Here is a 24,889-nt window from a genome sequence, read left to right on the forward strand (position 1 = left end):
ACCCGTCATCACATGCGCGGCGAGTGCGTGGCGAAATACACGCCATGGGGCGAGCGGCCCACGGGGATCGTCTTGATCACCTTGCGCGTGGTTAAATCGATCACGGCCACTTTCTTGATCCAGCGCAATGTCACCCACATGGTCTTGCCATCGGGCGTGATTTCCATGCAGTCCGGGCCACCGGGCACGTTGATGGTGCCCACGTTTTCCAGGGTTTGCTGGTCGATGATGTTGATCGTGTTCGACACGCGGTTCGACACGAACGTCATGCGATTATCGCCCAGCGCGCGGAAATTATGCGTGCCGGCGCCCGCCTTGATGCGCTTGACGGTCTTTTGCGTGCGCCAGTCGATCACTTCCACGTAATCGCTGCCCATGATGCCGACCAGCAAATATTTACCGTCCGGCGTCATCGTGATGCCGGCCGGCGCCGGGCCGACAGGCATGGTCCATTTCACCGTCTGCGTGGCCAGGTCGATGGCGCTGACCTGGTTGCTGCCCTGCTGTGTAATGAAAGCCATGGTGCTGTCAGCCGTGAAGGCCATGTGGCTGGGCAGCTTCGGCAGCGCGATGCGCTTGGCCAGGGTCAGGTTCTTGCCGTCGTAGCGGTACAGGTCGATGCGGTCCAGGCGCAGCGAATTCGAGATGAACCACTTCTGGTCCGGCGAAAAGCCGATCTGGTAGGGGTCGAGGATGTTGCTGATGCGGCGCTGGATCTGGCCCGACACGGGGTCGAGGAAGATCAGTTCGTTGCCGACGGAACTGGCGACGATCAGCGACTTGCCGTCCGGCGTCTCCATCAGATGGTGCGGCTCCTTGCCGACGGCAAAGGTGGACAGGGGGGCGTAGGTTTTCTGGTCCAGCAGTTGCACCGTAGCATCACGGGAATTGAGTACCACCACCACTTCGGCTTGCGCCGTCGATATTGCGGAAACCAGGCACAGCGAGGAAAAAACAAGGCGGCGTAGACTGCGGAACATGGAAGAAATCACTGTTAAATACAAAACATGCATTTTACGTGGAACACTGTATTTATTGTGTGAATTCCCCCCTTAAATGCAAGCGGCAGCCACACATCGCCGTAATTCCCCTATTTCCCCTGCGCCGGGCCTGGAATGGCGCTTTGCAACTCATTGCTCTACAATCTGAAGCTTTCATCGCCTACACAAGGATTATCATGACCACCACCACTACCGCTTCCGGCCTGCAATACATCGATACCGTCGTCGGCGAAGGCGCTGAAGCGCAAGCCGGCAACAATGTTGTCGTGCATTACACGGGCTGGCTGCAGAACGACGACGGCAGCGCCGGTTCGAAATTTGATTCGAGCAAGGACCGCAACGACCCATTCGAATTCCCGCTGGGCGCAGGCCGCGTCATCCAGGGCTGGGACGAAGGCGTGCAAGGCATGAAAGTGGGCGGCAAGCGCCAGCTGATCATCCCGGCAGCACTGGGCTATGGCGCCCGCGGCGCCGGCGGCGTGATTCCACCGAACGCCACCCTGATTTTCGACGTCGAACTGCTGGGCGTATAAGCACCGACTCCGCAGCGCTCGAGCGACTGTCCCTGGCGCCGCCCCTGTTCACGCAGCGGCGGCGCTTTTGTTTTGAGTGTGTCCTCTAATGCACGGCGCGCTTTTTTCACTATGATGTCAGGCACTGCAGCACGCACGGTGGCCACTCCGCCGCGCCTGCCGCACTTTTCCAGCGATTCCATCAGCACACAGGAGCCATCATGAGTTTACAAGAGCAATTCGACCAAGCGCAGCTCGATTCCAAGACCCTGTCCGAGCGTCCGGACAATATGACCTTGTTGAAAATCTACGCCTTGTTCAAGCAAGCGTCGAGCGGCGACGCCACGGGCGAGCGCCCCGGCATGACCGACTTCGTCAACCGCGCCAAGTTCGACGCCTGGGCAGCCCTGGCCGGCACGTCGAAGGAAGATGCGCAGCAGCAATACATCGACCTGATCGAAGATTTGAAGGACTGATCATCCCCCTGCCCCGGCACAGCCCGGGGCAATGTTATTATTTCCGCATGACACCATCACCGATTTCCCTGGCCCATGCCGCCGACCTGCCCCGTTTGTTCGACGTCTGGCACTTGTCCGTACGCGCCACCCACGATTTCCTCGCCGACAGCGATATCGCTTTCCTCATGTCCTTCGTCCGCGATGAGCTGGCCAGGGTGACGGCCGACCGCCTGCTGCACGTGCTGCGCGCCGATGACGGCGCCGCCTATGCCTTCCTGTGCGTCGAGCACGCCAAGATCGAGATGCTGTTCGTGCATCCCGATCAACGCGGCAGCGGCGCCGGCCGCACGCTGGTCCAGTACGCCATCACGGCCTTGGGCGCCACGGCCGTCGACGTCAACGAGCACAACACGCAAGCGCACGGCTTTTACCGCCACCTGGGTTTTATCGGGGAAAGCCGCTCGGAATGCGACCCCTTTGGCAAGCCTTTCCCCATTTTGCACCTGAAACTGGCCGAAAACGGCTAAAAACTCACCAAAAACCACCAAAACAGGCCGTTAACGCAAAAGTGGCTACCAAATCGGTAGCCACTTTTTTTACGCCTGTATCAGCCGTAATTTACTTTTTTGCCGCCGCCAGCGCTTGCGCGATCCAGCCGTCAAACTTTTGCTGGTGGTACTTGATCCAGCCGGCAGTATGGCGCGCGATATCGGCTTGCGTGTTTTCGCCGCGACGCATGCGCTCGTTCTGCGCATTGATGTCCGCCACGGGCAATTGCATCACTTCGAACAGCTTGGCCGCGGCCGGATTTTTCTCCGCCCAGGCCTTGTTCGATACGATGCGCGCCGTGTTGACGGCAAAGCCGTAATCGCTGCCATCGTCGAGGCGGGTGTTCACCTTGTCGGGATTGGCCGAGAACGGCACTTTCAGCCAGACCACGTCCTTGCCCGGCACCAGCACGCCGCTGACCCAGTACGGCGTCCACGTGTAGTACAGGATCGGTTCGCCGCGCTTGTAGCGGCCCAGGGTGTCGGCGATCAGGGCCGCATAGCTGCCCTGCACGTGCGTTACCGTTTCGCGCAGTTTGTACGCATCCATGTGGTTCTCGATCAGCGCTTCGCAGCCCCAGCCAGGGTTGCAGCCCGTCAAATCGGCCTTGCCGTCGCCATCGTGGTCGAACAGCTTGGCCAGGGTGGGATCGCGCAACTGGTCGATATTCGTGATGTTGTATTTCTCAGCAGTCGCCTTGTCGATCAGATAACCTTGCGCCGCAGGACCCGCATACTGGCCCGTGCGCAACAACTTGGCGTCGCCGCCCGCATTGTTATAGAAATCCTTGTGCATCGGGTCCCAGTGCACGGCCATGAAGGTGGCGTCGCCGTTGGCGATGGCGATATGCGCGGTCGGATATTCCACTTCCTTGATCGGCTGCACTTCGTAGCCGAGCTTTTCCAGGGCCTTGTCGACCAGCATGGTCTGGAAGGTTTCTTCCGCGATAGAGCTTTGCAGCGGCTGCACCTTGACGCCCTTGCCGGGCAGCGCATCGGCAGCTGCCGCCGGCGTCTGCGCCATGGCCAGGCTGGTGGTCAGGGCCATGGCGGCGATGGCCAGGGCGGAAAACAGCTGGAACTTGCGTTGCGATTTTTGCGTCACTTTAAAATTGTCAATTTGATGCATGTAAATCCTTTCTTATTGTGCGTTGGCCAGCGTTGCTTGCTGTTCAACATTATTTTTCTCCGTGTTGCCGCGCACCAGGCGCAGCACGAAACCGGCAGGACCCGTCTGGTACCAGTGGCGCACGCCGCGGCGTGGGTGGCCCATCGCTTGCGTCAGGCGGTCCAGGGTGATGGCCAGCAGCACGATACCGAGGCCCCCCACCGTTGCCAGGCCCATGTCCAGGCGACCGATGCCGCGCAATACCATCTGGCCCAGGCCGCCCACGGCGATCATCGAGGCGATCACGACCATCGACAGCGACAGCATCAGCGACTGGTTGATACCGGCCATGATGGACGGCATGGCCAGCGGAAACTGCACGCGGGTCAACAACTGCCACGGCGAGGCACCGTAGGCGCGGGCCGCTTCGATCAGGTCGGGACGCACCTGGCGGATGCCGAGGTTGGTCAGGCGCACCAGCGGCGGCAGGGCAAAGATGATCGTGACGATCACGCCCGGCGCATTACCGATACCGAACAGCATCACCACCGGCACCAGGTAAACGAAGGCGGGCGTCGTCTGCATGGCATCGAGCAAGGGGCGCAGGATATTCTGTGCGCGGTCGCTGCTGGCAAGGAAAATACCGAGCGGCAAACCGATGGCCAGACAGAAGGCCAGCGACGTCAACACCAGCGACAGGGTCGTCATGGCTTCCGGCCAGATGCCCAGCATCGACACGAGCAGCAGCGCCAGCACGGTGCCGATGGCCAGGGTGCGGCTCGTGAACTGCCACGCCAGCAAGCCGATGATGGCGATCACCGTCAGCGACGGGGCCGCCAGCAGCACGCCTTCCACGCCGGACAGCACGCTGTCGATGGGCGCGCGCACGGCCTGGAAGAAGGGGCGGAAATGGGCCACGACCCAGCCCAGGCCCTGGTTGATCCAGCTTTCCAGCGGCAGCGAACCGTCGAAAATCTGCGTCAGGTGAAAGCCGCCCGCATGTTCCGGCTGTACGTCGGGCGCGGCGGCGTCGAGCCAGGCGGTGCTGGCGTCGGTCGGGGGCGTCAGCGCCCAGGGATTGATCTGGGCGGCCTGTTCAACAACAGGTTCTACTGTGGAAACGGTGCTTGGGTTCATGCTTGTCCTTTCTGTTGTTGTTCGGCTATGGCTGGCGTGTCGCGGTCGAGGAACTTCAGCAAGGTCGTCTTGCTGATGGCGCCGCGGAAGCTGCCGTCATTGGCCACCACAGGGACGGCGTAAGGCAGTTGCGCCACCTGGCCGAACAGGCCGGCGACGGGCTCATCTGCATCGATGGTCTGCACGTCGGGCAGATAGGCATGCGCCAGGCCCAGCGGGCCCACATGGCCGTCGAGCGCACTGCGCAGCGAATCGGCCGAGACGACGCCGAGGAACTTGCGCTGCGGATTGACGACATAGGCAAATGCGCGATCCTGCTCTTCCAGCATCGACAGCGCGGCACGCGAACCGCGGCTCGGCGATTCCGACACGACGATCTGGCTCTTGCGGGCAATATCGCTGGCCTTGAAGACGGCCGCCGCATCGACGCCGCGCACGAAGTTGCGCACATAATCGTTGGCCGGTTTGCGCAGGATTTCTTCCGGCGTGCCCACCTGCACCACGTGGCCATCTTTCATGATGGCGACGCGGTCGCCGATGCGCATGGCTTCGTCGAGATCATGCGAAATGAAGACGATGGTGCGGCGCTTGATTTGCTGCAAACGCAGCAGTTCCGATTGCATTTCCGTACGGATAATCGGATCGAGCGCGGAAAACGCTTCATCCATCAGCAAAATCGATGGATCGCAAGCCAGCGCACGGGCCAGGCCCACGCGCTGCTGCATGCCGCCCGACAATTCGTCGGGATAGCTGGCGCCGTAGCCGTCCAGACCCACCTGCTCCAAAGCTTGCTGGGCCAGCGCATGGCGCTCGGCCTTGGGCATGCCGGCCAGTTCCATGCCGAAGGCAGTGTTGTCGAGCACGGTAATTTGCGGCAGCAGCGCGAACGACTGGAACACCATGCTGATGTCCTTGCGGCGCAGGGCGCGCAGCTGGGCGTCCGGCAAGGTATTGATGTCGTTGCCATCGATCAGGATGCGGCCGGCGGTCGGCTCGATCAGGCGGTTCAGCATGCGCACCAGGGTCGACTTGCCCGAACCGGACAGGCCCATGATGACGAAAATCTCGCCCGCTTCAATGGTAAAGGTGGCGTCGAAGACGCCGATGGTGCAGTCGGTCTTGGCCAGGATGTCCTGCTTGCTGGCGCCCTGACGGACGAGTTCAAGTGCTTCTTCTGGCTTGTCGCCGAACACTTTGAACACATGGTCGATAATGATTTGTTTTGCCACGATGTGGTTCTCCCTCGATTTGACGAATGGATTGAAACCCAGCAAGCCTGCTAGCTTGCGGCGGGAATCAGCAAACCCTGTTGCGTCGGCTACGCCACGGCGCACAATGCGCACGGGAGCGACAGGAAACAGGGGGTGACACGCGTGTGACCAGCGGATGGCCAAAGCCGGTGCCGGGGTGCCGTGTGCGTGCTAAAAGAGGCTGTGGTTCAGGACTTTTAACAACGCTAGCGCCATGCAAATACATGGCACCAAATGTATTTGACCGAAAAAAAATCGACCAAGCTACTTTTAAACTGGATGCGGGTGTAAAACCCGAAGAATTATTCACCACTCAGCGAGCGGAGAGTACTGCGAAGCAGAAGGTGAAACGCGGTGTAGCTGTTGTAAATATGACTCAAGTATAACGCAAAAAGCCATCAAAGTCCAATGGCTTTCCAAATAGAAATGTGCTAGCAATGTTCGCCAGCGTACAGTCGGACGTAAAAAAGGCGAAAAGCGACATGTTTTCATCGTCTTTTCGCCCATCGCCGCGACACGCTCCCTAGCACCAAACAGGGCGCCAGACAAGCGAGCCAAATGCCATCAAACTGCTTCGGTAAACACCTTGCGCATTTTCTCGGCAATCTTGCCTTCAATCGTGGAGGCGAAGGCGCTGAGCATGAAACCCAGCTTGATTTGCAGTTGCGCCTGCTCTTTTTCCAGGGTCAGCGAACCATCGACGCCGCTGCGCTCGAAGCGCAGCACATCGCCATCCCAGGCGCACGCCAGGTCATATTCCTGGGCCAGCTTGTCGGCCACTTGCTGCGCCGCTTCGCGCGCCTTTGCTGCTGTCAGCTTATGTTGCTGAACTATATTTATATCCGCCATCAAACGATCCTTTTATTATAAAAACGGGGCAATACGGCCAGCATCATACCAGCCGCCATGCGGCAGGCACGGCCGCAGCGGGCGCCGGACGGCCAAAAAAGCCCGTCCTTCCCGCGCATCGTTTGCGCGGAATCAAACCGGATGCGCCCAAGCGGGACGACTATTCCAGTTCCAGTTGCGCGTGTCTTGGAGAACTACCATGGACCAGAAAGTCATCGTGCCGGTCGAAGCCGTCCTGACCAAATGCGTGTCCCTGCCCGTCGGCTATGTCCCTACCCCCTCGGCGCCCTACCGCCAGCACCGCAAGAATGCGCAACTGACCCTGCAGCCGGGCCCGCCCCGCCTGACGGAGGCAACGGTGCGCAACCTGGCCGCCGTGCCCGTCGGTTCACGCGTGCTGATCTGGAAGCAAGATCCGTCCGTCAGCGACCTGGGCACCCGTAAAGCCTTTTTGCCCGGGCTGATCCTGCAAGGCCCGCGCGACGCACGCATCACGTTTGGCGAACCGGGCATCGCGCAAGTCAGCCCGAATGCCTTCGGCGACTTCATCGTCTCGCCCAATACCGATCAGTTCGACGCCGTGCACACGTTTGCCATCGTGCGCATGACGCTCACCATGTACCAGCGCGCGCTGGCCAGCAACGACACGGCGCCGCCCCTGCCCTGGCAATGGAATAGTGCCAGCAACACGGCCCCGCTGCGCGTGTTCCCGCATGGCTTGCCCAATGTCATGAATGCGTATTACAGCCGCAGCGACAAGGCACTCAAGTTCGGCGACTTCATCCCCAGCGGCGCCACCGAGCGCGTCTACACCTGCCGCTCGCTCGACATCGTCTCGCATGAAACGGGGCACGCCGTGCTCGATGGCCTCAAGCCGAATTGGCTGCTCAGCAACAATCCGCCGCAAACGGGCGGCTTGCACGAATCGTTTGGCGACCTGACGGCCATCTTCCTGGCCCTGTCGCAGCTGGACCAGGTGGAAGCGGTGATCGCGCAAACGAAGTCCGACCTGCATGACAAGACCTTCCTGGCCGACCTGGCCGAGCAGTTCGGCCTGGCCCTGGGCCGGCCGAATGGCTTGCGCAATGCCGACAATGACATCAAATTGTCGGAAGCGGGCACGGAAGTGCACGCCATTTCGCAAGTGTTTACGGGCGCCATCTACGACATCCTGGCCGACATCTTTGCCCACGAACGCCAGCCCCAGCTGGAAGACGACGCGGCCGTGCTGCACCGCTGCGGCGACTACCTGCGCAGCCTGGTCCTGCGCGCGCTGGTGGCATCGCCGGACCAGGCCGCCACCTATGCCGACGTGGCCGGCCACATGCTGACGATCGCCCAGGCCGACGGCAATGGCGCCTACCTGGACTTTATCCGCAACAGCTTTACCGTGCGCGAAGTGCTCAAGGCCAATGCCATGACGGAGGAGGGGCAAATGACGTTTGCACCCGATATCGTCGACGAAGACGGCGCCGTGCAAGACCGGCGCGCCTGCTGCGGTACCATGAACCATGCGGAATACAGCGAATCGGACCAGTTGCTCGAAGCGGAGCGCGAAGCGCTGGCCGCCTGGTGCCGCAGTTACGGTCCCCGGTAAACAGTCCCATGCAAGGCAGCGCACCGGCGCGTCCGCTTCAGGCCAGCCGCACCAGCGGCAGGCCATGACGCGGCCCACACCACCCACAACAGCAAGGAGCAGCATGAAAATTTCAGCCCGCAGCAGTGGCGGCTTTGCCGGCCTGAGCGAACAGTATGAGATCGATACGCAAGCCCATCCCGCTGGCCCCAGGCTGGAAGCGGCACTGGCCAGCAGCGGCTTTTTCACGCAGCCGCAGGCCACGGATGAACACGTGGGCGCCGATATTCCCCGCTGGCAGATCACCGTCGACGCGCCCACCGCGCGGCGCACCATCACGTTTGCCGAGGATGGCGGCGCTGAAAATGCACGATGGCAGCAATTGCTGGCGCAAATACGCGCCAGCGCCTGAGTGTTCCGGCACTTATTTGTGCCGATCTTGATTTGAGTAAAACAAAAACACCACACGTCAAGCCAGCACATCCCCCGCCCTGCTCCCTGCCGCATCGGGCGACTGTCGCGTTCTTGCCGCGTTCTTCATGGCAACGTCCCGGATAGTCGCTGAATTGCCCGCTCTGCGCGGCAATGACACTGCCAAAAAATGAATTTGCTTATATGTATTGTATATAAGCGGGATTTGTGAGAAATAGCGAATTGCCTTAAAATACAATGCTTTGCTTTAGTATGCGCCGCCGAGGTTCCTGCAGGCGCTACAGCACCTCCCCCAAATTGATAGGACTGTTATGACCCACGTTGTCACCGAATCCTGCATCGCCTGTCGCTATACCGACTGCGTCGATGTCTGCCCGGTAGATTGTTTCCGGGAAGGCCCGAACTTCCTGGCAATCGATCCGGACGAATGTATTGACTGCGCCGTCTGCGTGGCAGAGTGCCCGGTGAACGCGATTTTCGCGGAAGAGGACGTGCCGGGCGACCAGCAAGCCTTCATCAAGATCAACGTCGATCTGGCCCGTAACTGGCCTTCGATCACCAAGACGAAGGCTGCCTTGCCGGAAGCGGAGCAATACAAGGACGTCAAGGACAAGCTCGACATGCTGGTGCGCTAAGCGCACGGCAGCTGCGGCGGCAATTCCGGCGGGGATGGATATTCTTCCCCGCAGGGGCGTGGCGGCAAAAAAACAGACAAAAAGCAGCGGAAACGCTGCTTTTTTTGCTTTTAAAGCATCGTTGCAGCTCTATCCACGTAACTGTGGCGCGCTGTCACAACTATGCGCAAACAGTGGACCTATGCGCGGTAAAGCACATTTTGTCCTCAACAAATATCGTAAAATTGGATTATGATATTTGAGCCGATATTGGCGCTTGGAATCAAACAAGGACTCTATATGCTTTACCAACTGCACGAACTGCAACGCTCTTTCCTCACTCCGGTGATGCAATGGGCAGACATGTCCTCCAAGTTATTTACCAACCCGGTTTCCCCTCTGGCCCACACCCCGTTTTCGCAACGCATCGCAGCCGGCTACGAGCTGATGTACCGCCTTGGCAAAGACTACGAAAAACCACAATTCGACATCAAATCCGTTCTCGTCCAAGGCGAGAGCGTCGACATCCGCGAACACGTTGTCGTGACAAAACCGTTTTGCCGCCTGATTCACTTCAAAAAAGAAGCCACTGGCTTGCAACAGCCCAAAGTTTTGCTGGTTGCCCCCCTGTCCGGTCACCACTCGACCCTGCTGCGCGATACCGTGCGCGGCTTGCTGGCCGAGCACGATGTCTACATCACCGACTGGACGGACGCGCGCATGGTACCGCTGACGGAAGGCCCGTTCCACCTCGATGACTACATTTATTATGTGCAAGAATTCATCCGCCTGCTGGCGCCTGATTTGCACGTGATTTCCGTCTGTCAACCGACCGTGCCCGTGCTGGCCGCCATCTCGCTGATGGCGACGGCAAAAGATCCGCACATGCCGAAAACCATGACGATGATGGGCGGCCCGATCGACCCGCGCCGCTCGCCGACGCAAGTAAACAACCTGGCGACGGAAAAGAAATTCTCGTGGTTTGAAAACACCGTGATCTACGCGGTGCCGCCGAACTACCCGGGCTTTGGCCGCAAGGTGTATCCGGGCTTTCTGCAGCACGCCGGCTTCATCGCCATGAACCCGGGCCGCCACGCGCAAAGCCACCGCGAGTTCTACATGCACCTGGTGACGGGCGATGACGAGCCGGCGGAAGGCCACCGCCAGTTCTACAACGAGTACAACGCCGTACTGGACATGCCGGCCGAGTACTACTTGGAAACCATTAAAACGGTTTTCCAGGAATTCAGCCTGCCGAAGGGCACATGGAAAGTGGGCGGCCAGCTGGTGCGTCCGCAAGACATCACGAACGTGGCGCTGTTTACCGTGGAAGGCGAGCTGGACGACATTTCCGGTGCCGGCCAGACGCAGGCGGCGCATGATCTGTGTTCGGGCATCCCTGCCGACATGCAGCAAGACTTCGTGGCGCCGAAATGCGGCCACTACGGTATCTTCTCGGGCCGCCGCTGGCGCGAGATCATTTGCCCGAAGATCGGCGAATTCATCCAGAAACACGGCTGATACACGGCATACCCATCGAAACGCCACGCCAGTTCATACTGGCGTGGCGTTTTCTTTTATGTCTCGCTCATGCCCGTTCGATTTTCACCGTCGGGCGCGTATTGACAAAGATTTGCTCGACCCTTGGCTCGCCCGGTCCCGGCTTCTTCATCGCATAGCCGTTCACGGGCTGCGAACGGTTCACCCACAGCGCGTAATACAGGTGGTCGGCGCGCGGATCTTCCGTATTCGGGTGGATCAATATCGTCAGGCCCAGGCTGTTGAGCTGCAGCCACGGCACGATCACCGGTAACAGGTCATTCGTAAAGCCAAAGTAAAACGACGGCGTCACGTGGGGGCCGCGCGGCTCCAGATTCCAGTCGCCCAGCTCGATCTGGAAGCGCTCGGCCGCCCACTTGCGTATCAGCGCCGCCTTCTGGTAACTGTCTTCGTCAAAGTAGATATGTGCGTGATAACTCTCGATATCCGTGTAGGCGCGCGGCTTGCCCGGCAAGGTTTCCTCGCCGGGGCGCACGCTGACGGGGCGCGGCGTGGGCGCCGTATCCGTATGCTCGCCCCATGGGCTTTTACCGGGTGGCGGATTGACTCGTTTTACCGCGCCATCCTGCGCCAGGGCCGACCCCGCCAGGCCGGAAGCGGCCAGCGCCGCCACCAGGCCGCCGCCGCGCAAGAGCGTGCGGCGCTGCGGCGAAAGGAGATTCGCCCATTCCAGATCGATGGCGGCGTGTTGATTGTGTTCAGACATAGGATTTCCTGTTCTTGATGATCGGTAGAGGGATGGGAAAATCAGAACGAGACAGTGGCGCGGGCGTAGTAATAGCCGCCCAGCACGCCCAGCGGTCCCGAGTTGTCATACGCGCCCGTGTACTGCGCCAGGCTGGCGGCGCTGCGCGCTTCGCGCGGCACCTGACCCGGCTTCTGGTCGAAGACATTGTTGGCGCCCACCGTCACGTTGATGCGCTTGCTGATGTCGTAGCCGATGCTGACATCCGTCACGAAGGCCGCTTTCAGCTGGTAGTCGCCGCCCGTGATGGCGTTCAGGCGCTTGAGCTTGCCGTAGCGCGTCTCGCGTACATTGAATGTCCAGCCGGCTTTTTCATACGCCAGCGTGAGGATTTCCTTGTCGCGCGGCGCGCGGTACAGCAAGTCGTACTCGGCCGATTTGCTCAGGGTGCCGATGTTCGGCAAGCCTTGCAGCACGGCGGGAAGTTCCGCCTTGGCCACCAGGCTCGTATGGTTGAGATTCGCGGCCGCCGTCCAGCGCAGCTTGCCGTCGGCCACGCGCAGCACATCCTCGGCCGTGAAGTCGACGCCGCGCGTGCGCGTATCACCCACGTTGGCAAAGTAATGCGCGACGAGGCCATTGCCCACCGTCAAACCCGCCGAGCGCAGCAGGTTTTCAATGACGCCCGCTTGCGCCGCCGTCAGCGGCCGGCCGCTGCCATCGAGCGCCGCGCCCGAGCTGCGGTCGATGCCGATATTCGACGACACGCCCAGGCGGTCGCTGACCTTGATTTGATACGCGTCAACGGCCAGGCGCAGGGTCGGCATGGGGTTGAAGGTCAGCCCGGCCGACAGATTCGTCGATTTTTCCGGTTTTAACGCTTGCGCGCCCAGGGCCCGCGCGGCAACGGAATTGGGCTGTGCCAGGGTGTAGGGCACGCCCGCATGGTCCGACGTGTTCGAATACGACTGCGTCACCAGGCTAGGTGCATGGAAACCGTTGCTGACGGTGCCGCGCACAGCCACGGCGGGCGTGATGTCATAACGGGCGGACAAACGGCCCGTCGTCTTGCTGCCGAAATCGGAATATTTCTCGGCGCGCAAGGCCGTGTCGAGCAGCCATTGCGGCGTCAGCTTCGCGCCCAGGCCAACGTACGCCGCATAGCTGTGGCGCGCCGTGTCGGACGCATCGACGGGCAGGTAGCCGGCCAATGCCGACGAACCGCTGCCCTGCCAGGAAGCGGGTTCGCCCGGGCTGCGCTGCTGGGTTTCATGCGAGTACTCGAGACCGATGCTGAGATCGGCTGGCTCGCTCAAGCCCAGCTGCACGGGACGGCGCAGATCGGCGTTGGTGGTTGAGCGGCTGTAGCGCTGATTGCCGATGTCAAAATCCGTCTTGCCGCCCGGATAGGTCAGCGAGTAGTTGGCCGAGTTTTCCACGCCCACGTCGATATCGTCGCGGCCATAGGTGCTGCTGATATCCCAGCTCCAACCGGCCGTCTCGCCCTTGATGCCGCCCGTCAAGGAAAAATCGTTTTCGTTCGTCGTTTCATACGGCGTGAAGCCGTCGGGATACACGGCCAGCAAGCCCTTGTTGTTATTGAAAATGGTATTGGGCAGGCGGAAATTCTGCGCCGAGCGGGCATTGCGGTGCGCGTAGGTACCGAAACCGTACAGTTGTACCTCGTTCGACACGTCATAGCCGAGATTGGCGCTGAGCGAGGCGGTCGTGCTTTGCGGCACACCCGTATTGCGCCACGGATTGCTGTTGCGCGTCGCTTCAGCCGGGTTCGGCGAGGCGCCGGCCGGCAAGCTGTTGTTCGGCCCCAATTTGACCAGTTGGCCATCGCTGTTGCGCACGGCCGGATACGACAGGTAGCCGGGATTCAGTCCGAAATTGCGCACGGCAATGCCCTGGCGCTGGACTTCGGCGCCGAAGTGGGCAAAGCCGTGCTCGCCCAGGCGCGTGCCGCCATCGATGCGCGCGGAACCGTTCGTGCCGTCGCCGGCGTAGGTGGAACCGAGCTGCGTGCTGAAGCTGCCCTTGTCGTCCGATTTCAGGATGATGTTGATGACGCCGGCGATGGCGTCGGAACCGTAGATGGCCGAGGCGCCGTCGCGCAGGATTTCCACGCGGGCAATGGCGCCCGTGGGGATCAGAGCCAGGTCGGTGGCGACGGAACCGGGAAAACCATCCTCATTGACGATGGCCGTCGTATGCCGGCGCTTGCCGTTGACCAGCACCAGGGTATGCGAGGGGTCCAGGTTGCGCAACTGGCCCGCGCGCACGATGCTGCCCAGGTCGGGCTGCACGCGGGCCGGCAAGTTAAACGATGGCAAGGCCGTATCGAGCGCGTCGAGCAGGTTCAACTTGCCCGTGGCCTGCAATTGCTGCGCGCTGATCACGTCGATCGGCGCGGCGCTGTTGGCCACTGTGCGGCCCGTGCCGCGCGCACCCGTGACGATGACGGTGTCCAGCGGCGCTTGCGCATGAGCCGCGCCAGGCGCTCCCAGCACGAGCACGGCCAACGAGACGGCGTGCGCCAATTGCAGCAAACGGGGGACGGGCTCTTGCTTGTGAATCAATTCCGGCATACGAAAACATCCTTTCAAAGTCGTCAACACAGTGGCTGCAGACTAAAGGATGGACAAACAAACAAGAACGAATGGTTTCGTATTTAGATATTTCGTTTTGGCAACGAACAACAACGGCGCGCAGTGTCAGGGATGGGCTGTCGCCGCCGCCAGGCTCTAATCGAGCCGCTTCCAATAATCGCGTTCGAGGCGGGCCGTGTCGATATCGCGCGCCGCCTCATTGAAGCGCTTTTGCCGGGCTGCCCCCTCGGCATCGCGCTGGAAGCACACATGCACGGGGCGCTCCTTGAAGACGGTATCGATGACGGCGATGCGCTCCCGTTCAGCTTTGCTGAAGTTGCGTCCCATCAGCAAGTGCTGCAGCACATGGCGCTCGATGACGATCACGCGATAACGCTTGATCAACAGTTTCTTCAGATTCGTCGCGTCGTTCAAGCCCTCTTCCGTCCTCAGCTCGCCGCGCGCCACCATGCCATCGAATTGCTCCCCATTCGAATAACCGGCCACGGTGCCGATGCGCAGCTTGCCCAGATCAGTCAGGGCGGCGCCGGGCACGCCATCCTCCTTCAGGTAGGCCAGCACACCTTGCGTGTTACCAACCGGAACAGAAAAATGACAGAGTTTTTCCCGTTCGGGCGTGCGCCAGACGGCCAGGAAACCGGCGTAGCGGGGACTGGCCAGGCCAAACTGCATGGCGCGCTTCCAGGGAAAATACTCATATTTGACGATATAGCCCATGCGTTCGAAGACGGCGCTGACCATGGCGCCCGACATGCCGTCGGCAGGCAGGCTGCGGGAAATAAAGGGAGGCCAGTCTTCCGCCGCGAAGCGGACGATGCGCGAGCTGGCAGCGCCCGGCGGCACCATGGCGGAGCCAGCCTGCTGTGCAAGGGCAAGCGCAGAGTACATGAATAAACAGAAGGGCAAACCAACTGTCCGGAGGAAACGCATGTTTTGCTCCTATGACCTGGTACGCCTCACAGGGGGCGACAACAGGACTGGCGGTCGGCTTTTTAATTAGTAGCTTGATGAAAATCATGCTCCCACAAAAAAAAGGAATTGCAAAGTTGTTTATTTGCACTTTGACATTCCCAAGGGAAATAAAATACGATTGCGGCGCGCCTGCAACAGCTGGCCCTGGCACCCGCTATCCCCTCCTACAAAACAGGTTTTTACTTGTGCGCGGCCCAGATGGCCGATAATGACGTTTTACCGTGGAAGATGACCGTGCCGCACCCTGCCCCTGCCTCACTTGCCGACCAGATCGAAGACTTGCTGCCGCAAACACAATGCACCAAATGCGGCTACAACGGCTGCCGCCCGTATGCGGAAGCGATAGCCGCAGGCAGCGCCGACATCAATCAGTGCCCACCGGGCGGCGCGCAGGGCATCGTGCGCCTGGCCGGCTTGCTGGGCAAAAAAGTTATTCCGCTCAATCCCGTCAACGGCCTCGAACGTCCGCGATCTGTCGCCTATATCGACGAATCGCTGTGTATCGGCTGTACCCTGTGCATCCAGGCCTGTCCTGTGGACGCCATCGTCGGCGCCGCCAAGCAGATGCATACGGTAGTGACCAGCCTGTGCACGGGCTGCGACCTGTGCGTGGCGCCTTGCCCCGTCGACTGCATCGTCATGTACCCGGTCAGCGGTGACGCCACGGGCTGGGATGCCTGGAGCCAGATGGATGCGGACGACGCGCGCGCGCGCCACGATTTCCGCACGCAGCGGCTGCGCCGCGAAGCCGAGGCCAACGATGCGCGCCTGGCAGCCAAGGCCGTCGCCAAGATGCAGGAAGTGACGCAGGAAGTGCCGGTCACGCCAGATGAACTGGCGGAAAAGGAGCGCAAGCGCGCCATCATCGCCGCCGCCATGGAGCGCGCGCGCGCCAAGGCCGCCGCCGCCAGCACGGACACCGCCCCGCTCGCCCCCACGACACCGAAAAAAGACGCATGAACGCCGCCAAACGCCTGGAAATCTTTACGCGCTTCCGCGCCGCCAATCCTTCCCCGAAAACGGAACTCGAATACACGACGCCGTTCGAGCTGCTGATCGCCGTGCTGCTGTCGGCGCAGGCAACAGACGTGTCCGTCAACAAGGCCACGCGCCTGCTGTATCCGGTCGCCAATACCCCGGCCCAGATACTGGCCCTGGGCGTCGACGAGCTGGCCAGCTACATCCGCACCATCGGCCTGTTCCGAACCAAGGCCAAGAATGTCATCGCCACCTGCCAGATCCTGCTGGATCAGCACGGCGGCGAAGTGCCGCGCGACCGCGCTTCGCTGGAAGCCTTGCCCGGCGTGGGCCGCAAGACGGCCAATGTGGTCATGAACACGGCGTTTGGCGAACCGACCATGGCGGTCGACACGCATATCTTCCGCGTCTCGAACCGCACCGGCATTGCGCCGGGCAAGAATGTCGATATCGTCGAGCAAAAGCTCCTCAAATTCGTGCCCAAGGAATTCCTGCACGACGCCCACCACTGGCTCATCCTGCACGGCCGCTACACCTGCACGGCGCGCAAGCCGCAATGCTGGAACTGCATGATCGCCGACCTGTGCGATTACAAGGAAAAATCGCCGGTGCCGGCCGTGGCGTAAAGCAACGGTCCGAATAGGGCCGATGTCGTTGCTGCGTAGGTCGGATTAGGCGCAAGGCGCCGTAATCCGACGACCTTGTTGGCCGGTGGTGGCGTCGGATTACGCGGCGTTCGCCGCTAATCCAACCTACAACAACACCATATTGTCGCGATGAATCAGCTCATGGCCTTCCATGTAGCCGAGTATCGCTTCGATCTCGGTGGACGGCTTGCGCATGATGCGGCGCGCTTCGCCGCTCGTGTAGTTCGACAGGCCGCGCGCCACGGGCACGCCGTGCGCGTCAACGCAGGTGATGACGGCGCCGCGGCCAAATTCGCCGTTCACGCCCGTCACGCCGATCGGCAGCAAGGATTTGCCTTCCTGGCGCAGCTTTTGTACGGCGCCCGCATCGAGCACGACGGCGCCGGCCGTATGCAGATGATCGGCCATCCACTGCTTGCGCGCCGTCAATTGGCCCGTTTGCGCCAGCAACTGCGTGCCGATCGCTTCGCCCTGTGCCAGGCGGCTGAGCACGTCGCTGTCGCGCCCCCAGGCGATGATGGTATGGGCGCCGGACTTGGCGGCGCGCTTGGCGGCGAGGATTTTCGTCAGCATGCCGCCACGCCCCAGACTGGAACCGGCGCCGCCGGCCATCGCTTCCAGTGCCGGATCGCCGGCGATGCCTTGCGTGATCAGGTAGGCGTTCGGGTCCTTGCGCGGGTCGGCCGAAAACAGGCCGTGCTGGTCCGTCAGAATGACCAGCGCATCGGCCTCGATCAGGTTGGCGACCAGGGCGCCCAGGGTATCGTTGTCGCCGAACTTGATTTCATCGGTGACGACGGTATCGTTTTCATTGATGATCGGCACCACGCCCAGGCGCAGCAGGGTCGTCAGGGTGGAGCGGGCGTTCAGGTAGCGTTCGCGGTCGGCCAGGTCGGCGTGCGTGAGCAGCACTTGCGCCGTGCCAAGGCTGTGGGCGCGGAAGCTGCTTTCATAGATTTGCGCCAGGCCCATCTGGCCGACGGCGGCGCACGCCTGCAATTCGTGGATATCGGTGGGGCGCTGCTCGAAACCGAGGCGCAGCATGCCTTCGGCGATGGCGCCGGAGCTCACTAACACCACTTCCTTGCCGAGGGCACGCAAGCCGGAAATCTGCGCAGCCCAGCGCGCGATGGCAGCATGGTCGAGTCCGCGGCCATCGTTGGTGACCAGCGAGGAGCCGACTTTGATGATGATGCGGGTAGCTTTTTGAATCACGGAATCCATGGGGCGGCGCTCTTCACTTAATAGACGTCAGCGCGCAGGACGCAGCAGCAGCAAGGCCAGCCCCGCCGTCAACTCCATTGCGCACATGAACAACACAAAACCCTGGGGCAAGCCGAAGCTGATGGCCGCGAACAGGCGGCCGGCGGGCTGCGCCAGGACCAACATTGCAGTGATATCGCCGAGGACGGGCAGTTCGCCCTGCCGTGCCGCGAACAGCGCCAGGAGCGCGGTAGCGCCCCAGACACCGACATGGGAAGCGTAGAACTGGCTGTAGCCATCGACGCCGTTGAGGAAGATGCCCATGCCGGCCGCCATTTCATCGGCGAACAGCAGACAGGCGACCGCGCTCAGCCCGTAAGCATACGCGATCAGATGCAATACACGGCGCTGCCACGCTTGCTTGCGTGCGAACGCGGCAGCGACTGTCTGTACCGACATCAGGGTAAGGCGCTTAGTCGAGGATCTTGAAACGCGGATCATCCGGGTCGATCGACGAGATACCGCGTGCTTCTTCGGTCATCTGCGTTTCTTCGGCACGGCTTTCGCTGTGTTTCTTCTCTTCCAGATGTTGATAAATCGCATTGACCAGTTCCGGGCAACCCTGATGGTTCAGCGCGGAAATCTCGAAGACGGGACCTTTCCAGGCGAAACGCTTGAGGAAGTCCTTGACGATCTTCTTGCGCTCTTCTTCCGGCACCATGTCGAGCTTGTTCAGCACCAGCCAGCGCGGCTTGTCGACCAGCGACTCGTCGTACTTCTTCAATTCCTTGACCAGCGCCTTGGCTTCCTTGACAGGATCGACGTTGGTTTCAAACGGCGCCAGGTCGACGATGTGCAACAGCAGACCCGTGCGCTGCAAGTGGCGCAGGAATTGATGGCCCAGGCCCGCGCCTTCGGAAGCGCCTTCGATCAAGCCAGGAATATCGGCGATCACAAAGCTCTTCTCGTGCGACACGCGCACCACACCCAGGTTCGGGTGCAGGGTGGTAAATGGATAATCGGCAATTTTCGGACGCGCGTTCGAGACGGCCGAAATGAACGTCGATTTGCCGGCGTTCGGCATGCCCAGCAGGCCCACGTCGGCCAGGACTTTCAGTTCCAGGCGCAATTCGCGGCGTTCGCCTTCCTTGCCCTCGCCTTTTTGGCGCGGTGCGCGGTTGGTCGAGGACTTGAAGTGGATATTGCCCCAGCCGCCTTCGCCGCCCTTGGCCAGCATTTCGGTCTGGCCGTGTTCGGTCAGATCGGCCAGGATTTCGCCGCTCGCGTTGTCGATGATCAAGGTGCCAACCGGCATGCGCAGGTGGATGTCATCGGCGCCCTTGCCATAGCAATCTGCGCCACGGCCAGGCTCGCCATTGCGAGCCTTGTGCATTTTGGAGAAGCGGAAATCGACGAGCGTGTTGATATTGCGATCGGCGACTGCCCAAATGGTGCCGCCCTTGCCGCCATCGCCGCCATCGGGACCGCCGAAAGGCCGGAATTTTTCACGGCAGAAAGAGGCGCAGCCGTTGCCGCCATCGCCCGCGATGACTTCGATTTTTGCTTCGTCGATAAACTTCATAATTTTGCCGCCATAAAACTAAAAAGGCTCTACCTTGGGCAGAGCCTTTCGATTGAAGGCTTGCGCCTTACATCATGCGATCATTGCGGAGCGAACTGGCGCTCCGCCAATGAATTACGCTGGTACTGCTTCGTTTGGTACAACGGTCACGAATTGCTTCGAGCCGGCACCTTTGACAACGAACTTCACTTTGCCCGCGATCAGCGCGAACAACGTGTGGTCCTTGCCCATGCCTACGCCTTCGCCGGCGCGCACTGGGGTGCCGCGTTGACGAATGATGATGCCGCCAGCATTGATAGCTTGGCCGCCGTAGACTTTAACGCCCAGACGCTTTGATTCTGAATCACGGCCGTTTCGCGTTGTGCCGCCGCCTTTTTTATGTGCCATTTAAGACTCCTTGATAGCTGATTATGTAGACAAACTGCGTCAAACAGCGGCGATTAGCCGTTGATCGAAACGATTTGGATTTCGGTAAAATTCTGGCGATGGCCTTGATGCTTTTGGTAGTGCTTACGACGACGCATCTTGAAAATTTTGACCTTATCATGGCGACCATGCGCCACAACCGTAACCAGTACCGTTGCACCTTCGACCAATGGAGCACCAAACTTGATGCTGTCGCCCGCGCCTACTGCGAGAACTTGATCGATGGTGATTTCGGAACCAATGTCTGCCGGTATCTGTTCTACTTTAAGTTTTTCGCCAGCGACAACTTTGTATTGTTTGCCACCGGTTTTTATGACCGCGTACATGATTTGAAACCTCATCAAATGTTGAAAGAATTTGTCCCACTGTCACGCAAAGCAAGCCGTACACAACAGGGGGAACCAGCGATTATACACGGACTGAGAAATTGCGTCAAAAAGTATTCACAAAGCTTGACGATCGTGGTATGTCGACAACCTGACCATCATGTCAGGCTCGCGCCAGGCAGACAGGAAAACGCGCGGCAGTGCCAACAAGATCAAACAATTGCCTTACAGCCATAGGCAAACATCACGCGTGCGCAAGCCTTGTCGTATAATCGCGGCACCCACAATCTAATGCAGGTTCGCCTTGTCTGACGCTAACAAACACGTTAACCAAAACACCATCGTGCAAACGATTGCCGCCGATATGGACGCAGTCAATACGGTGATCCGCCAAAAGCTGCACTCCGATGTCATTCTGATCAACCAGATCGCTGAGTACATCATCAGCGCAGGGGGCAAACGCATCCGTCCCGTGCTGATTTTGCTGGTGGCCAATGCCCACGCCTATCGCGGCACGGCGCACCATGAACTGGCCGCCGTGGTTGAATTCATCCACACGGCCACCCTGCTGCACGACGACGTCGTCGACGAATCGTCGATGCGCCGCGGACGCCAGACGGCCAATGCCCTGTTCGGCAATGCCGCTTCGGTGCTGGTGGGCGACTTCCTGCACTCGCGCTCGTTCCAGCTGATGGTGTCGCTCAATAATATGCGCGTCATGCAAATCCTCTCCGACGCCACCAACGTGATCGCCGAAGGTGAAGTGCTGCAATTGCTGAACATGCACGATCCGGACGTGACGCAGGAAAGCTACCTGAACGTCATCCGCTCGAAGACAGCCAAGCTGTTCGAAGCATCGGCGCAACTGGGCGCCCTGATCGCCGGCGCCAGCGAAGACGATATCGAAGCGGCTGCCGAATACGGCCGCTCGCTGGGCACGGCTTTCCAGCTGATCGACGACGTGCTCGACTATGCGGGCGACGCCGCCGAAATCGGCAAGAACGTGGGCGACGACTTGCGCGAAGGCAAACCGACCATGCCGCTGATCTGGCTGATGGAAAACGGCACGCCGGAACAGCGCGAACTGGTGCGCAGCTGCATCGAGCAAGGCGACGAACAGCATTTCGATACGGTCCTGACGGCCATCACCAGCAGCGGCGCCCTCGACTACACGCGCAAGCAGGCGGAAATCGCCGGCCAGCGCGCCGCCGATGCCATCGCCGGCTGGCCCGACAGCATCTACAAGCAATCGATGCTGCAACTGTGCTCGTTTGCCGTGGACCGCAATCACTGATCGCGTTGTACTTATATGCAATACAAAACGGCGCCACTGGCGCCGTTTTTTATACTCCGCTCATTTCACCGGCTTGCCGTCGGCGCCGACGACGGCCTGGCCATCTTCCTTGGCAAATGCCCCTTGCTGCGGCAGCGGCAGGATCTCCAGCACCTTTTCCGACGGCCGGCACAGGCGCACGCCCAGTGCCGTGACGACGATGGGGCGGTTGATCAAAATAGGATGGGCTTGCATGGCGTCCAGCAGGGCCGCATCGCTCAGCGCAGGATTGGCCAGGCCCAGCTTGTCGTACAGGGCGCCCTTGTCGCGCATGACGGCGCGCACGGACAAGCCCGCACGCTCGATCAGGTCGACCAGTTCCTCGCGCGAAGGCGGATGCTTGACGTAATCGATGATGACGGGCTCGACGCCCGTGTTGCGGATCAGGGCCAGGGTGTTGCGCGACGTGCCGCATGCCGTGTTGTGATAAATCGTGATCGTCATGGTGTGATGTCCTTTACATTGGGTTCGCTGACGCAGCAAGGTGCGCCGGCGCAGCAGTTCTCGGTCAGGAAGGCGAGCAAGCCGTTCATGCCCGCATAATTGGCCGCGTAGATGATGGAACGGCCTGCCTTGTTCGCCGTCACCAGATTGGCGTGCGCCAGTTCTTTCAAGTGAAATGACAGCGACGATGGCGCAATCGCCAGCGCGTCGGCAATTTTCGTCGCGGCCATGCCTTCCGGCCCCGCTTGCACCAGCAGGCGGAATACGGCCAGCCGCGATTCCTGCGCCAGCGCAGCCAGGGCCACGATGGCGGAAGCGCTCGTCAGCGGCGTCGCCTGGTTCGCTATTGTCTTTTCATTTTCCATATTTCAATAATAGTCGAATTATTGAATCATTTCAAGCGCGGTGTCTTACGTAACCCAGCGCACCGACTGTCCCGGCCTATCGGTCTACCTTGATGAAAAATCACTGCGATCGGCATTCCCATGACACGCTCAACCCCGCTCAACATCCTCGGCTGGAGCCTGGCCGCCCTGCTTGCCCTCATCGCCATCGTGGTCATCTTCGTGCTGACCTTCGACTGGAACCGCGCCCGTCCCTACATCAACGAAAAAGTGTCGGAAAGCACGGGCCGCAGCTTCGTCATCGGCGGCGACCTGCAGGTGACATGGAAGCAAGGCCTGAAAACGGAACCGGGCTGGCGCCGCTACGTGCCGCGGCCTGTCATCAGCGCCCACGATGTGCGCATGAGCAACCCGGACTGGGCGACAGCCGGCCCGCAACTGGCCAGCGCGAAACGCATCGACCTGGCCATCCATCCCTTGCCCCTGTTGCAGCACCGCGTGGTGCTGACAGACCTGGCGCTCGACGCACCCAATATCGCCTTGCAGCGGCGCGCCGACGGCAGCAACAGCTGGACCTTGAAGGATAACGGTCCTTCGGCATGGGACATGGAAATCCAGCGCATGGCCTTCGCCGACGGCGCCATCCGCTACCTGGACGAAGGCATCGCGCTCGACGTGCAAGCCAAGGTCAGCTCGACGGCGCCCGACGCCACGCCGGGCGACGCGCAGGGCAACGTCCCCGTGCAGAAATACGGCATCGCCTTCACCCTGGGCGGCAGCTACCGCAAGGCGCCCGTGACGGGCGGCGGCAAGGCGGGCGCCGTGCTGTCATTGACCGACAATAACACCGTGTATCCCGTGCAGGCGCAGGCCGTACTGGGCAAGAACAAGGCCAGCATCGATGGCACCCTGACGGACCCGCGCTCGCTGTCCGGCATCGATTTGCAGCTGAGCCTGGCAGGCGCCAGCATGGCCGATCTGTACCCGCTGACGGGCGTGCTGCTGCCGGAAACGCCGGACTACGCCACCAAAGGCCGCCTGCTGGGCAAGAAGGACGGCGCCAGCTGGAACTGGACCTACCAGAACTTCAAGGGCACGGTGGGCCAGAGCGACCTGGCCGGCACCTTGCAATACCTGCCGCGCCGGCCCCGCCCCTTGCTGCGCGGCGAGGTGACGTCGCAGCAACTGCGCCTGGAAGACCTGGGCCCCGCCATCGGCGCCGACAGCAATGCCAAGAAACAGGCGCGCGGCAAGACGCCCGTGCAGCCCGACAATAAAGCCTTGCCGGTGGAACAGTTCAATACGGCGAAATGGGATGCGCTCGACGCCCACGTGAAATTCACGGGCAAGAAACTGGTGCGCACGCACGATATCCCGCTCAACGATATCGTCGCCACTATCCGCATGAAAGACAAGGTGCTGAGTTTGACGCCGCTCAATTTCGGCATGGCCGGCGGCGACATCACCTCGAACATCACACTCGACGGCCGTCAAAAAACCATCGCCGCGCAAGCCAAGGTGGCGGCGCGCCACCTCAAGATTCGCGAACTATTTCCCAAGCTGCAATCGATGCAGGCGAGCTTCGGTGAAGTGTATGGCGATGCGGCGCTGACGGGCCACGGCAACTCCGTTTCCGCCATGCTGGCCAGCGCGAATGGCGAACTGGCGGCCACCGTCAGCGAAGGCTCCGTCAGCCAGTTCATGCTGGAACTGGCCGGCCTGAACCTGGCCAACGCCGTCTTCGTGAAAATCTTCGGCGACAAGCAGGTGCACTTGAACTGCCTGGCCAGCGATTTCGCCGTCACGAATGGCCAGGCCGACGTGCGCCGCTTCGTGCTCGATACGGACACGGCCGTGGTGAATATCACGGGCAACGTCAACCTGGCAACAGAAACCCTGGACCTCGACGTGCGCCCCCGTACCAAGGGCGCCCGCATCATCACCCTGCGCACGCCGCTGTATGCGAAAGGCACGTTCAAGAACCCGGACGTGGGTCCGCAAAAAGGCCCGCTGGCATTAAAGGCCGGCGCCGCCGTGGCCTTGGCCACCGTCGTCACCCCGCTGGCCGCCCTGCTGCCGCTGGTCAACGTCGACAAAGCCCCCGACACGGATTGCGCCGCCGTCATGGCCCAAGCGAACGCCACGCGCAAGGCGCCAAGCTCGCCTGCGACGAATGCACCGGCGAAAAAGGTCAGCGAAGCGGACATCAACAAGGCGCAACAGGAAAAGAAATAGGCCTTGACGCAGCCGCTTGAAACCCGCCCCGCCATCTGCTGTAATAACAGTAAG

General features: G+C 60.9%; 27 protein-coding genes. 12 read left to right on the forward strand and 15 right to left on the reverse strand.

The window, feature by feature from the left end:
• Window positions 1-8 precede the first annotated feature (8 nt).
• Entirely contained in the window at window positions 9-980 is a 972-nt protein-coding gene (locus tag AC1RBA_RS16905; protein ID WP_070291134.1) for a YVTN family beta-propeller repeat protein, read from the reverse strand.
• 197 nt (window positions 981-1,177) lie between these two features.
• On the opposite strand from AC1RBA_RS16905, the gene AC1RBA_RS16910 reads away from it, so the two are divergent.
• From AC1RBA_RS16910 to AC1RBA_RS16920, 3 genes are all read left to right on the forward strand, one after another.
• Window positions 1,178-1,534 carry an FKBP-type peptidyl-prolyl cis-trans isomerase gene (locus AC1RBA_RS16910; protein ID WP_034760263.1) on the forward strand — a complete coding sequence of 119 codons (357 nt, stop codon included), beginning with the start codon at window positions 1,178-1,180 and terminating at the stop codon, window positions 1,532-1,534.
• A gap of 200 nt (window positions 1,535-1,734) precedes the next feature.
• The gene (locus AC1RBA_RS16915) at window positions 1,735-1,989 is read left to right on the forward strand and encodes an acyl-CoA-binding protein (RefSeq protein ID WP_070219266.1); all 255 of its coding nucleotides are present in this window, start codon (window positions 1,735-1,737) and stop codon (window positions 1,987-1,989) included.
• A 47-nt stretch (window positions 1,990-2,036) separates the two neighbouring features.
• Entirely contained in the window at window positions 2,037-2,498 is a 462-nt protein-coding gene (locus AC1RBA_RS16920; protein WP_492419228.1) for a GNAT family N-acetyltransferase, read from the forward strand.
• 91 nt (window positions 2,499-2,589) lie between these two features.
• Here AC1RBA_RS16920 and proX read toward each other — a convergent pair whose 3' ends face one another.
• Genes proX through proV form a run of 3 tightly spaced genes read right to left on the reverse strand, consistent with a single transcriptional unit; the run spans window position 2,590 to window position 5,993 of the window.
• Window positions 2,590-3,648: a glycine betaine/L-proline ABC transporter substrate-binding protein ProX gene (gene proX, locus AC1RBA_RS16925; RefSeq protein WP_492419230.1), complete on the reverse strand. Its 1,059-nt coding sequence runs from the start codon at window positions 3,646-3,648 to the stop codon at window positions 2,590-2,592.
• 12 nt (window positions 3,649-3,660) lie between these two features.
• On the reverse strand, window positions 3,661-4,764 hold the full coding sequence (gene proW, locus AC1RBA_RS16930) for a glycine betaine/L-proline ABC transporter permease ProW (protein ID WP_492419232.1): 1,104 nt from the start codon (window positions 4,762-4,764) through the stop codon (window positions 3,661-3,663).
• On the reverse strand, window positions 4,761-5,993 hold the full coding sequence (gene proV / locus AC1RBA_RS16935) for a glycine betaine/L-proline ABC transporter ATP-binding protein ProV (protein WP_070219346.1): 1,233 nt from the start codon (window positions 5,991-5,993) through the stop codon (window positions 4,761-4,763). Before proV ends, proW begins: the two co-directional genes overlap by 4 nt.
• Before the next feature lie 245 nt (window positions 5,994-6,238).
• On the opposite strand from proV, the gene AC1RBA_RS16940 reads away from it, so the two are divergent.
• The gene (locus AC1RBA_RS16940; protein WP_162995550.1) at window positions 6,239-6,400 is read left to right on the forward strand and encodes a hypothetical protein; all 162 of its coding nucleotides are present in this window, start codon (window positions 6,239-6,241) and stop codon (window positions 6,398-6,400) included.
• A gap of 178 nt (window positions 6,401-6,578) precedes the next feature.
• On the opposite strand, the gene AC1RBA_RS16945 is transcribed toward AC1RBA_RS16940, so the two are convergent.
• The gene (locus AC1RBA_RS16945; protein ID WP_070219270.1) at window positions 6,579-6,863 is read right to left on the reverse strand and encodes a polyhydroxyalkanoic acid system family protein; all 285 of its coding nucleotides are present in this window, start codon (window positions 6,861-6,863) and stop codon (window positions 6,579-6,581) included.
• Window positions 6,864-7,062: 199 nt separating this feature from the next.
• Between AC1RBA_RS16945 and AC1RBA_RS16950 the strand changes: the two genes are divergently transcribed.
• The 4 genes from AC1RBA_RS16950 (at window position 7,063) to AC1RBA_RS16965 (ending at window position 11,006) form a co-directional block, all read left to right on the forward strand.
• Window positions 7,063-8,460 (forward strand): gluzincin family metallopeptidase, encoded by a 1,398-nt coding sequence (locus AC1RBA_RS16950; protein WP_070219271.1) that lies wholly within the window; start codon window positions 7,063-7,065, stop codon window positions 8,458-8,460.
• A 103-nt stretch (window positions 8,461-8,563) separates the two neighbouring features.
• Window positions 8,564-8,851 (forward strand): protealysin inhibitor emfourin, encoded by a 288-nt coding sequence (locus AC1RBA_RS16955; protein ID WP_492419234.1) that lies wholly within the window; start codon window positions 8,564-8,566, stop codon window positions 8,849-8,851.
• Window positions 8,852-9,182: 331 nt separating this feature from the next.
• Window positions 9,183-9,506 (forward strand): ferredoxin FdxA, encoded by a 324-nt coding sequence (fdxA, locus tag AC1RBA_RS16960; RefSeq protein ID WP_010395176.1) that lies wholly within the window; start codon window positions 9,183-9,185, stop codon window positions 9,504-9,506.
• Between the two features lie 279 nt (window positions 9,507-9,785).
• The gene (locus AC1RBA_RS16965; RefSeq protein ID WP_070291132.1) at window positions 9,786-11,006 is read left to right on the forward strand and encodes a polyhydroxyalkanoate depolymerase; all 1,221 of its coding nucleotides are present in this window, start codon (window positions 9,786-9,788) and stop codon (window positions 11,004-11,006) included.
• Between the two features lie 67 nt (window positions 11,007-11,073).
• On the opposite strand, the gene AC1RBA_RS16970 is transcribed toward AC1RBA_RS16965, so the two are convergent.
• From AC1RBA_RS16970 to AC1RBA_RS16980, 3 genes are all read right to left on the reverse strand, one after another.
• On the reverse strand, window positions 11,074-11,751 hold the full coding sequence (locus AC1RBA_RS16970; protein WP_070312773.1) for a DOPA 4,5-dioxygenase family protein: 678 nt from the start codon (window positions 11,749-11,751) through the stop codon (window positions 11,074-11,076).
• Between the two features lie 41 nt (window positions 11,752-11,792).
• On the reverse strand, window positions 11,793-14,324 hold the full coding sequence (locus AC1RBA_RS16975) for a TonB-dependent receptor plug domain-containing protein (RefSeq protein WP_492419236.1): 2,532 nt from the start codon (window positions 14,322-14,324) through the stop codon (window positions 11,793-11,795).
• A 156-nt stretch (window positions 14,325-14,480) separates the two neighbouring features.
• Entirely contained in the window at window positions 14,481-15,233 is a 753-nt protein-coding gene (locus AC1RBA_RS16980; protein ID WP_492419238.1) for a substrate-binding periplasmic protein, read from the reverse strand.
• 312 nt (window positions 15,234-15,545) lie between these two features.
• Here AC1RBA_RS16980 and rsxB point away from each other — a divergent pair, with 312 nt between their 5' ends.
• Together rsxB and nth are read left to right on the forward strand one after the other, a co-directional pair.
• Window positions 15,546-16,277: an electron transport complex subunit RsxB gene (gene rsxB, locus AC1RBA_RS16985; RefSeq protein WP_492419308.1), complete on the forward strand. Its 732-nt coding sequence runs from the start codon at window positions 15,546-15,548 to the stop codon at window positions 16,275-16,277.
• Complete coding sequence (gene nth, locus AC1RBA_RS16990; RefSeq protein ID WP_230506634.1) at window positions 16,274-16,921, forward strand: endonuclease III; 648 nt, start codon at window positions 16,274-16,276, stop codon at window positions 16,919-16,921. The genes rsxB and nth overlap by 4 nt, the downstream gene beginning before the upstream one ends.
• A gap of 126 nt (window positions 16,922-17,047) precedes the next feature.
• On the opposite strand, the gene proB is transcribed toward nth, so the two are convergent.
• The 5 genes from proB to rplU form a co-directional block, all read right to left on the reverse strand.
• Window positions 17,048-18,166: a glutamate 5-kinase gene (gene proB, locus AC1RBA_RS16995; protein WP_099410303.1), complete on the reverse strand. Its 1,119-nt coding sequence runs from the start codon at window positions 18,164-18,166 to the stop codon at window positions 17,048-17,050.
• A 27-nt stretch (window positions 18,167-18,193) separates the two neighbouring features.
• Window positions 18,194-18,604, reverse strand: coding sequence for a hypothetical protein (locus AC1RBA_RS17000; RefSeq protein ID WP_070219280.1), 411 nt, complete (start codon window positions 18,602-18,604; stop codon window positions 18,194-18,196).
• A 13-nt stretch (window positions 18,605-18,617) separates the two neighbouring features.
• A complete protein-coding gene (gene obgE, locus AC1RBA_RS17005) occupies window positions 18,618-19,727 on the reverse strand; it encodes a GTPase ObgE (protein ID WP_034754647.1) in 1,110 nt (369 codons plus the stop codon).
• A 114-nt stretch (window positions 19,728-19,841) separates the two neighbouring features.
• Window positions 19,842-20,114: a 50S ribosomal protein L27 gene (gene rpmA, locus AC1RBA_RS17010; RefSeq protein WP_070219281.1), complete on the reverse strand. Its 273-nt coding sequence runs from the start codon at window positions 20,112-20,114 to the stop codon at window positions 19,842-19,844.
• A gap of 53 nt (window positions 20,115-20,167) precedes the next feature.
• Entirely contained in the window at window positions 20,168-20,479 is a 312-nt protein-coding gene (gene rplU, locus AC1RBA_RS17015) for a 50S ribosomal protein L21 (protein WP_034754730.1), read from the reverse strand.
• 304 nt (window positions 20,480-20,783) lie between these two features.
• Between rplU and ispB the strand changes: the two genes are divergently transcribed.
• On the forward strand, window positions 20,784-21,773 hold the full coding sequence (gene ispB / locus AC1RBA_RS17020; protein WP_070219282.1) for an octaprenyl diphosphate synthase: 990 nt from the start codon (window positions 20,784-20,786) through the stop codon (window positions 21,771-21,773).
• A 60-nt stretch (window positions 21,774-21,833) separates the two neighbouring features.
• Here the strand turns inward: ispB and arsC are convergent, their stop codons facing one another.
• A complete protein-coding gene (gene arsC / locus AC1RBA_RS17025; protein WP_070219283.1) occupies window positions 21,834-22,256 on the reverse strand; it encodes an arsenate reductase (glutaredoxin) in 423 nt (140 codons plus the stop codon).
• Entirely contained in the window at window positions 22,253-22,621 is a 369-nt protein-coding gene (locus AC1RBA_RS17030; protein ID WP_227742107.1) for an ArsR/SmtB family transcription factor, read from the reverse strand. Before AC1RBA_RS17030 ends, arsC begins: the two co-directional genes overlap by 4 nt.
• 120 nt (window positions 22,622-22,741) lie before the next feature.
• On the opposite strand from AC1RBA_RS17030, the gene AC1RBA_RS17035 reads away from it, so the two are divergent.
• Complete coding sequence (locus tag AC1RBA_RS17035) at window positions 22,742-24,835, forward strand: AsmA family protein (RefSeq protein ID WP_492419242.1); 2,094 nt, start codon at window positions 22,742-22,744, stop codon at window positions 24,833-24,835.
• The last annotated feature ends 54 nt before the right edge of the window (window positions 24,836-24,889 follow it).

The organism is Janthinobacterium sp. GW823-FHT03B06 (genome assembly GCF_058796955.1).

Excerpts from the sequence above, each read along its gene's own strand:
- AC1RBA_RS17000 (WP_070219280.1), bottom strand. The coding sequence starts at position 18,604 with ATGTCGGTACAGACAGTCGCTGCCGCGTTCGCACGCAAGCAAGCGTGG.
- AC1RBA_RS16980 (WP_492419238.1), bottom strand. The coding sequence starts at position 15,233 with ATGTACTCTGCGCTTGCCCTTGCACAGCAGGCTGGCTCCGCCATGGTG.
- AC1RBA_RS16975 (WP_492419236.1), bottom strand. The coding sequence starts at position 14,324 with ATGCCGGAATTGATTCACAAGCAAGAGCCCGTCCCCCGTTTGCTGCAA.
- nth (WP_230506634.1), top strand. The coding sequence starts at position 16,274 with ATGAACGCCGCCAAACGCCTGGAAATCTTTACGCGCTTCCGCGCCGCC.
- proX (WP_492419230.1), bottom strand. The coding sequence starts at position 3,648 with ATGCATCAAATTGACAATTTTAAAGTGACGCAAAAATCGCAACGCAAG.
- rplU (WP_034754730.1), bottom strand. The coding sequence starts at position 20,479 with ATGTACGCGGTCATAAAAACCGGTGGCAAACAATACAAAGTTGTCGCT.
- proW (WP_492419232.1), bottom strand. The coding sequence starts at position 4,764 with ATGAACCCAAGCACCGTTTCCACAGTAGAACCTGTTGTTGAACAGGCC.
- AC1RBA_RS16905 (WP_070291134.1), bottom strand. The coding sequence starts at position 980 with ATGTTCCGCAGTCTACGCCGCCTTGTTTTTTCCTCGCTGTGCCTGGTT.
- AC1RBA_RS16915 (WP_070219266.1), top strand. The coding sequence starts at position 1,735 with ATGAGTTTACAAGAGCAATTCGACCAAGCGCAGCTCGATTCCAAGACC.
- rpmA (WP_070219281.1), bottom strand. The coding sequence starts at position 20,114 with ATGGCACATAAAAAAGGCGGCGGCACAACGCGAAACGGCCGTGATTCA.
- AC1RBA_RS16945 (WP_070219270.1), bottom strand. The coding sequence starts at position 6,863 with ATGGCGGATATAAATATAGTTCAGCAACATAAGCTGACAGCAGCAAAG.
- AC1RBA_RS17035 (WP_492419242.1), top strand. The coding sequence starts at position 22,742 with ATGACACGCTCAACCCCGCTCAACATCCTCGGCTGGAGCCTGGCCGCC.
- AC1RBA_RS16965 (WP_070291132.1), top strand. The coding sequence starts at position 9,786 with ATGCTTTACCAACTGCACGAACTGCAACGCTCTTTCCTCACTCCGGTG.
- obgE (WP_034754647.1), bottom strand. The coding sequence starts at position 19,727 with ATGAAGTTTATCGACGAAGCAAAAATCGAAGTCATCGCGGGCGATGGC.
- AC1RBA_RS16970 (WP_070312773.1), bottom strand. The coding sequence starts at position 11,751 with ATGTCTGAACACAATCAACACGCCGCCATCGATCTGGAATGGGCGAAT.
- AC1RBA_RS16920 (WP_492419228.1), top strand. The coding sequence starts at position 2,037 with ATGACACCATCACCGATTTCCCTGGCCCATGCCGCCGACCTGCCCCGT.
- fdxA (WP_010395176.1), top strand. The coding sequence starts at position 9,183 with ATGACCCACGTTGTCACCGAATCCTGCATCGCCTGTCGCTATACCGAC.
- arsC (WP_070219283.1), bottom strand. The coding sequence starts at position 22,256 with ATGACGATCACGATTTATCACAACACGGCATGCGGCACGTCGCGCAAC.
- AC1RBA_RS16950 (WP_070219271.1), top strand. The coding sequence starts at position 7,063 with ATGGACCAGAAAGTCATCGTGCCGGTCGAAGCCGTCCTGACCAAATGC.
- AC1RBA_RS17030 (WP_227742107.1), bottom strand. The coding sequence starts at position 22,621 with ATGGAAAATGAAAAGACAATAGCGAACCAGGCGACGCCGCTGACGAGC.
- AC1RBA_RS16910 (WP_034760263.1), top strand. The coding sequence starts at position 1,178 with ATGACCACCACCACTACCGCTTCCGGCCTGCAATACATCGATACCGTC.
- AC1RBA_RS16940 (WP_162995550.1), top strand. The coding sequence starts at position 6,239 with ATGGCACCAAATGTATTTGACCGAAAAAAAATCGACCAAGCTACTTTT.
- proB (WP_099410303.1), bottom strand. The coding sequence starts at position 18,166 with ATGGATTCCGTGATTCAAAAAGCTACCCGCATCATCATCAAAGTCGGC.
- rsxB (WP_492419308.1), top strand. The coding sequence starts at position 15,546 with ATGACCGTGCCGCACCCTGCCCCTGCCTCACTTGCCGACCAGATCGAA.
- AC1RBA_RS16955 (WP_492419234.1), top strand. The coding sequence starts at position 8,564 with ATGAAAATTTCAGCCCGCAGCAGTGGCGGCTTTGCCGGCCTGAGCGAA.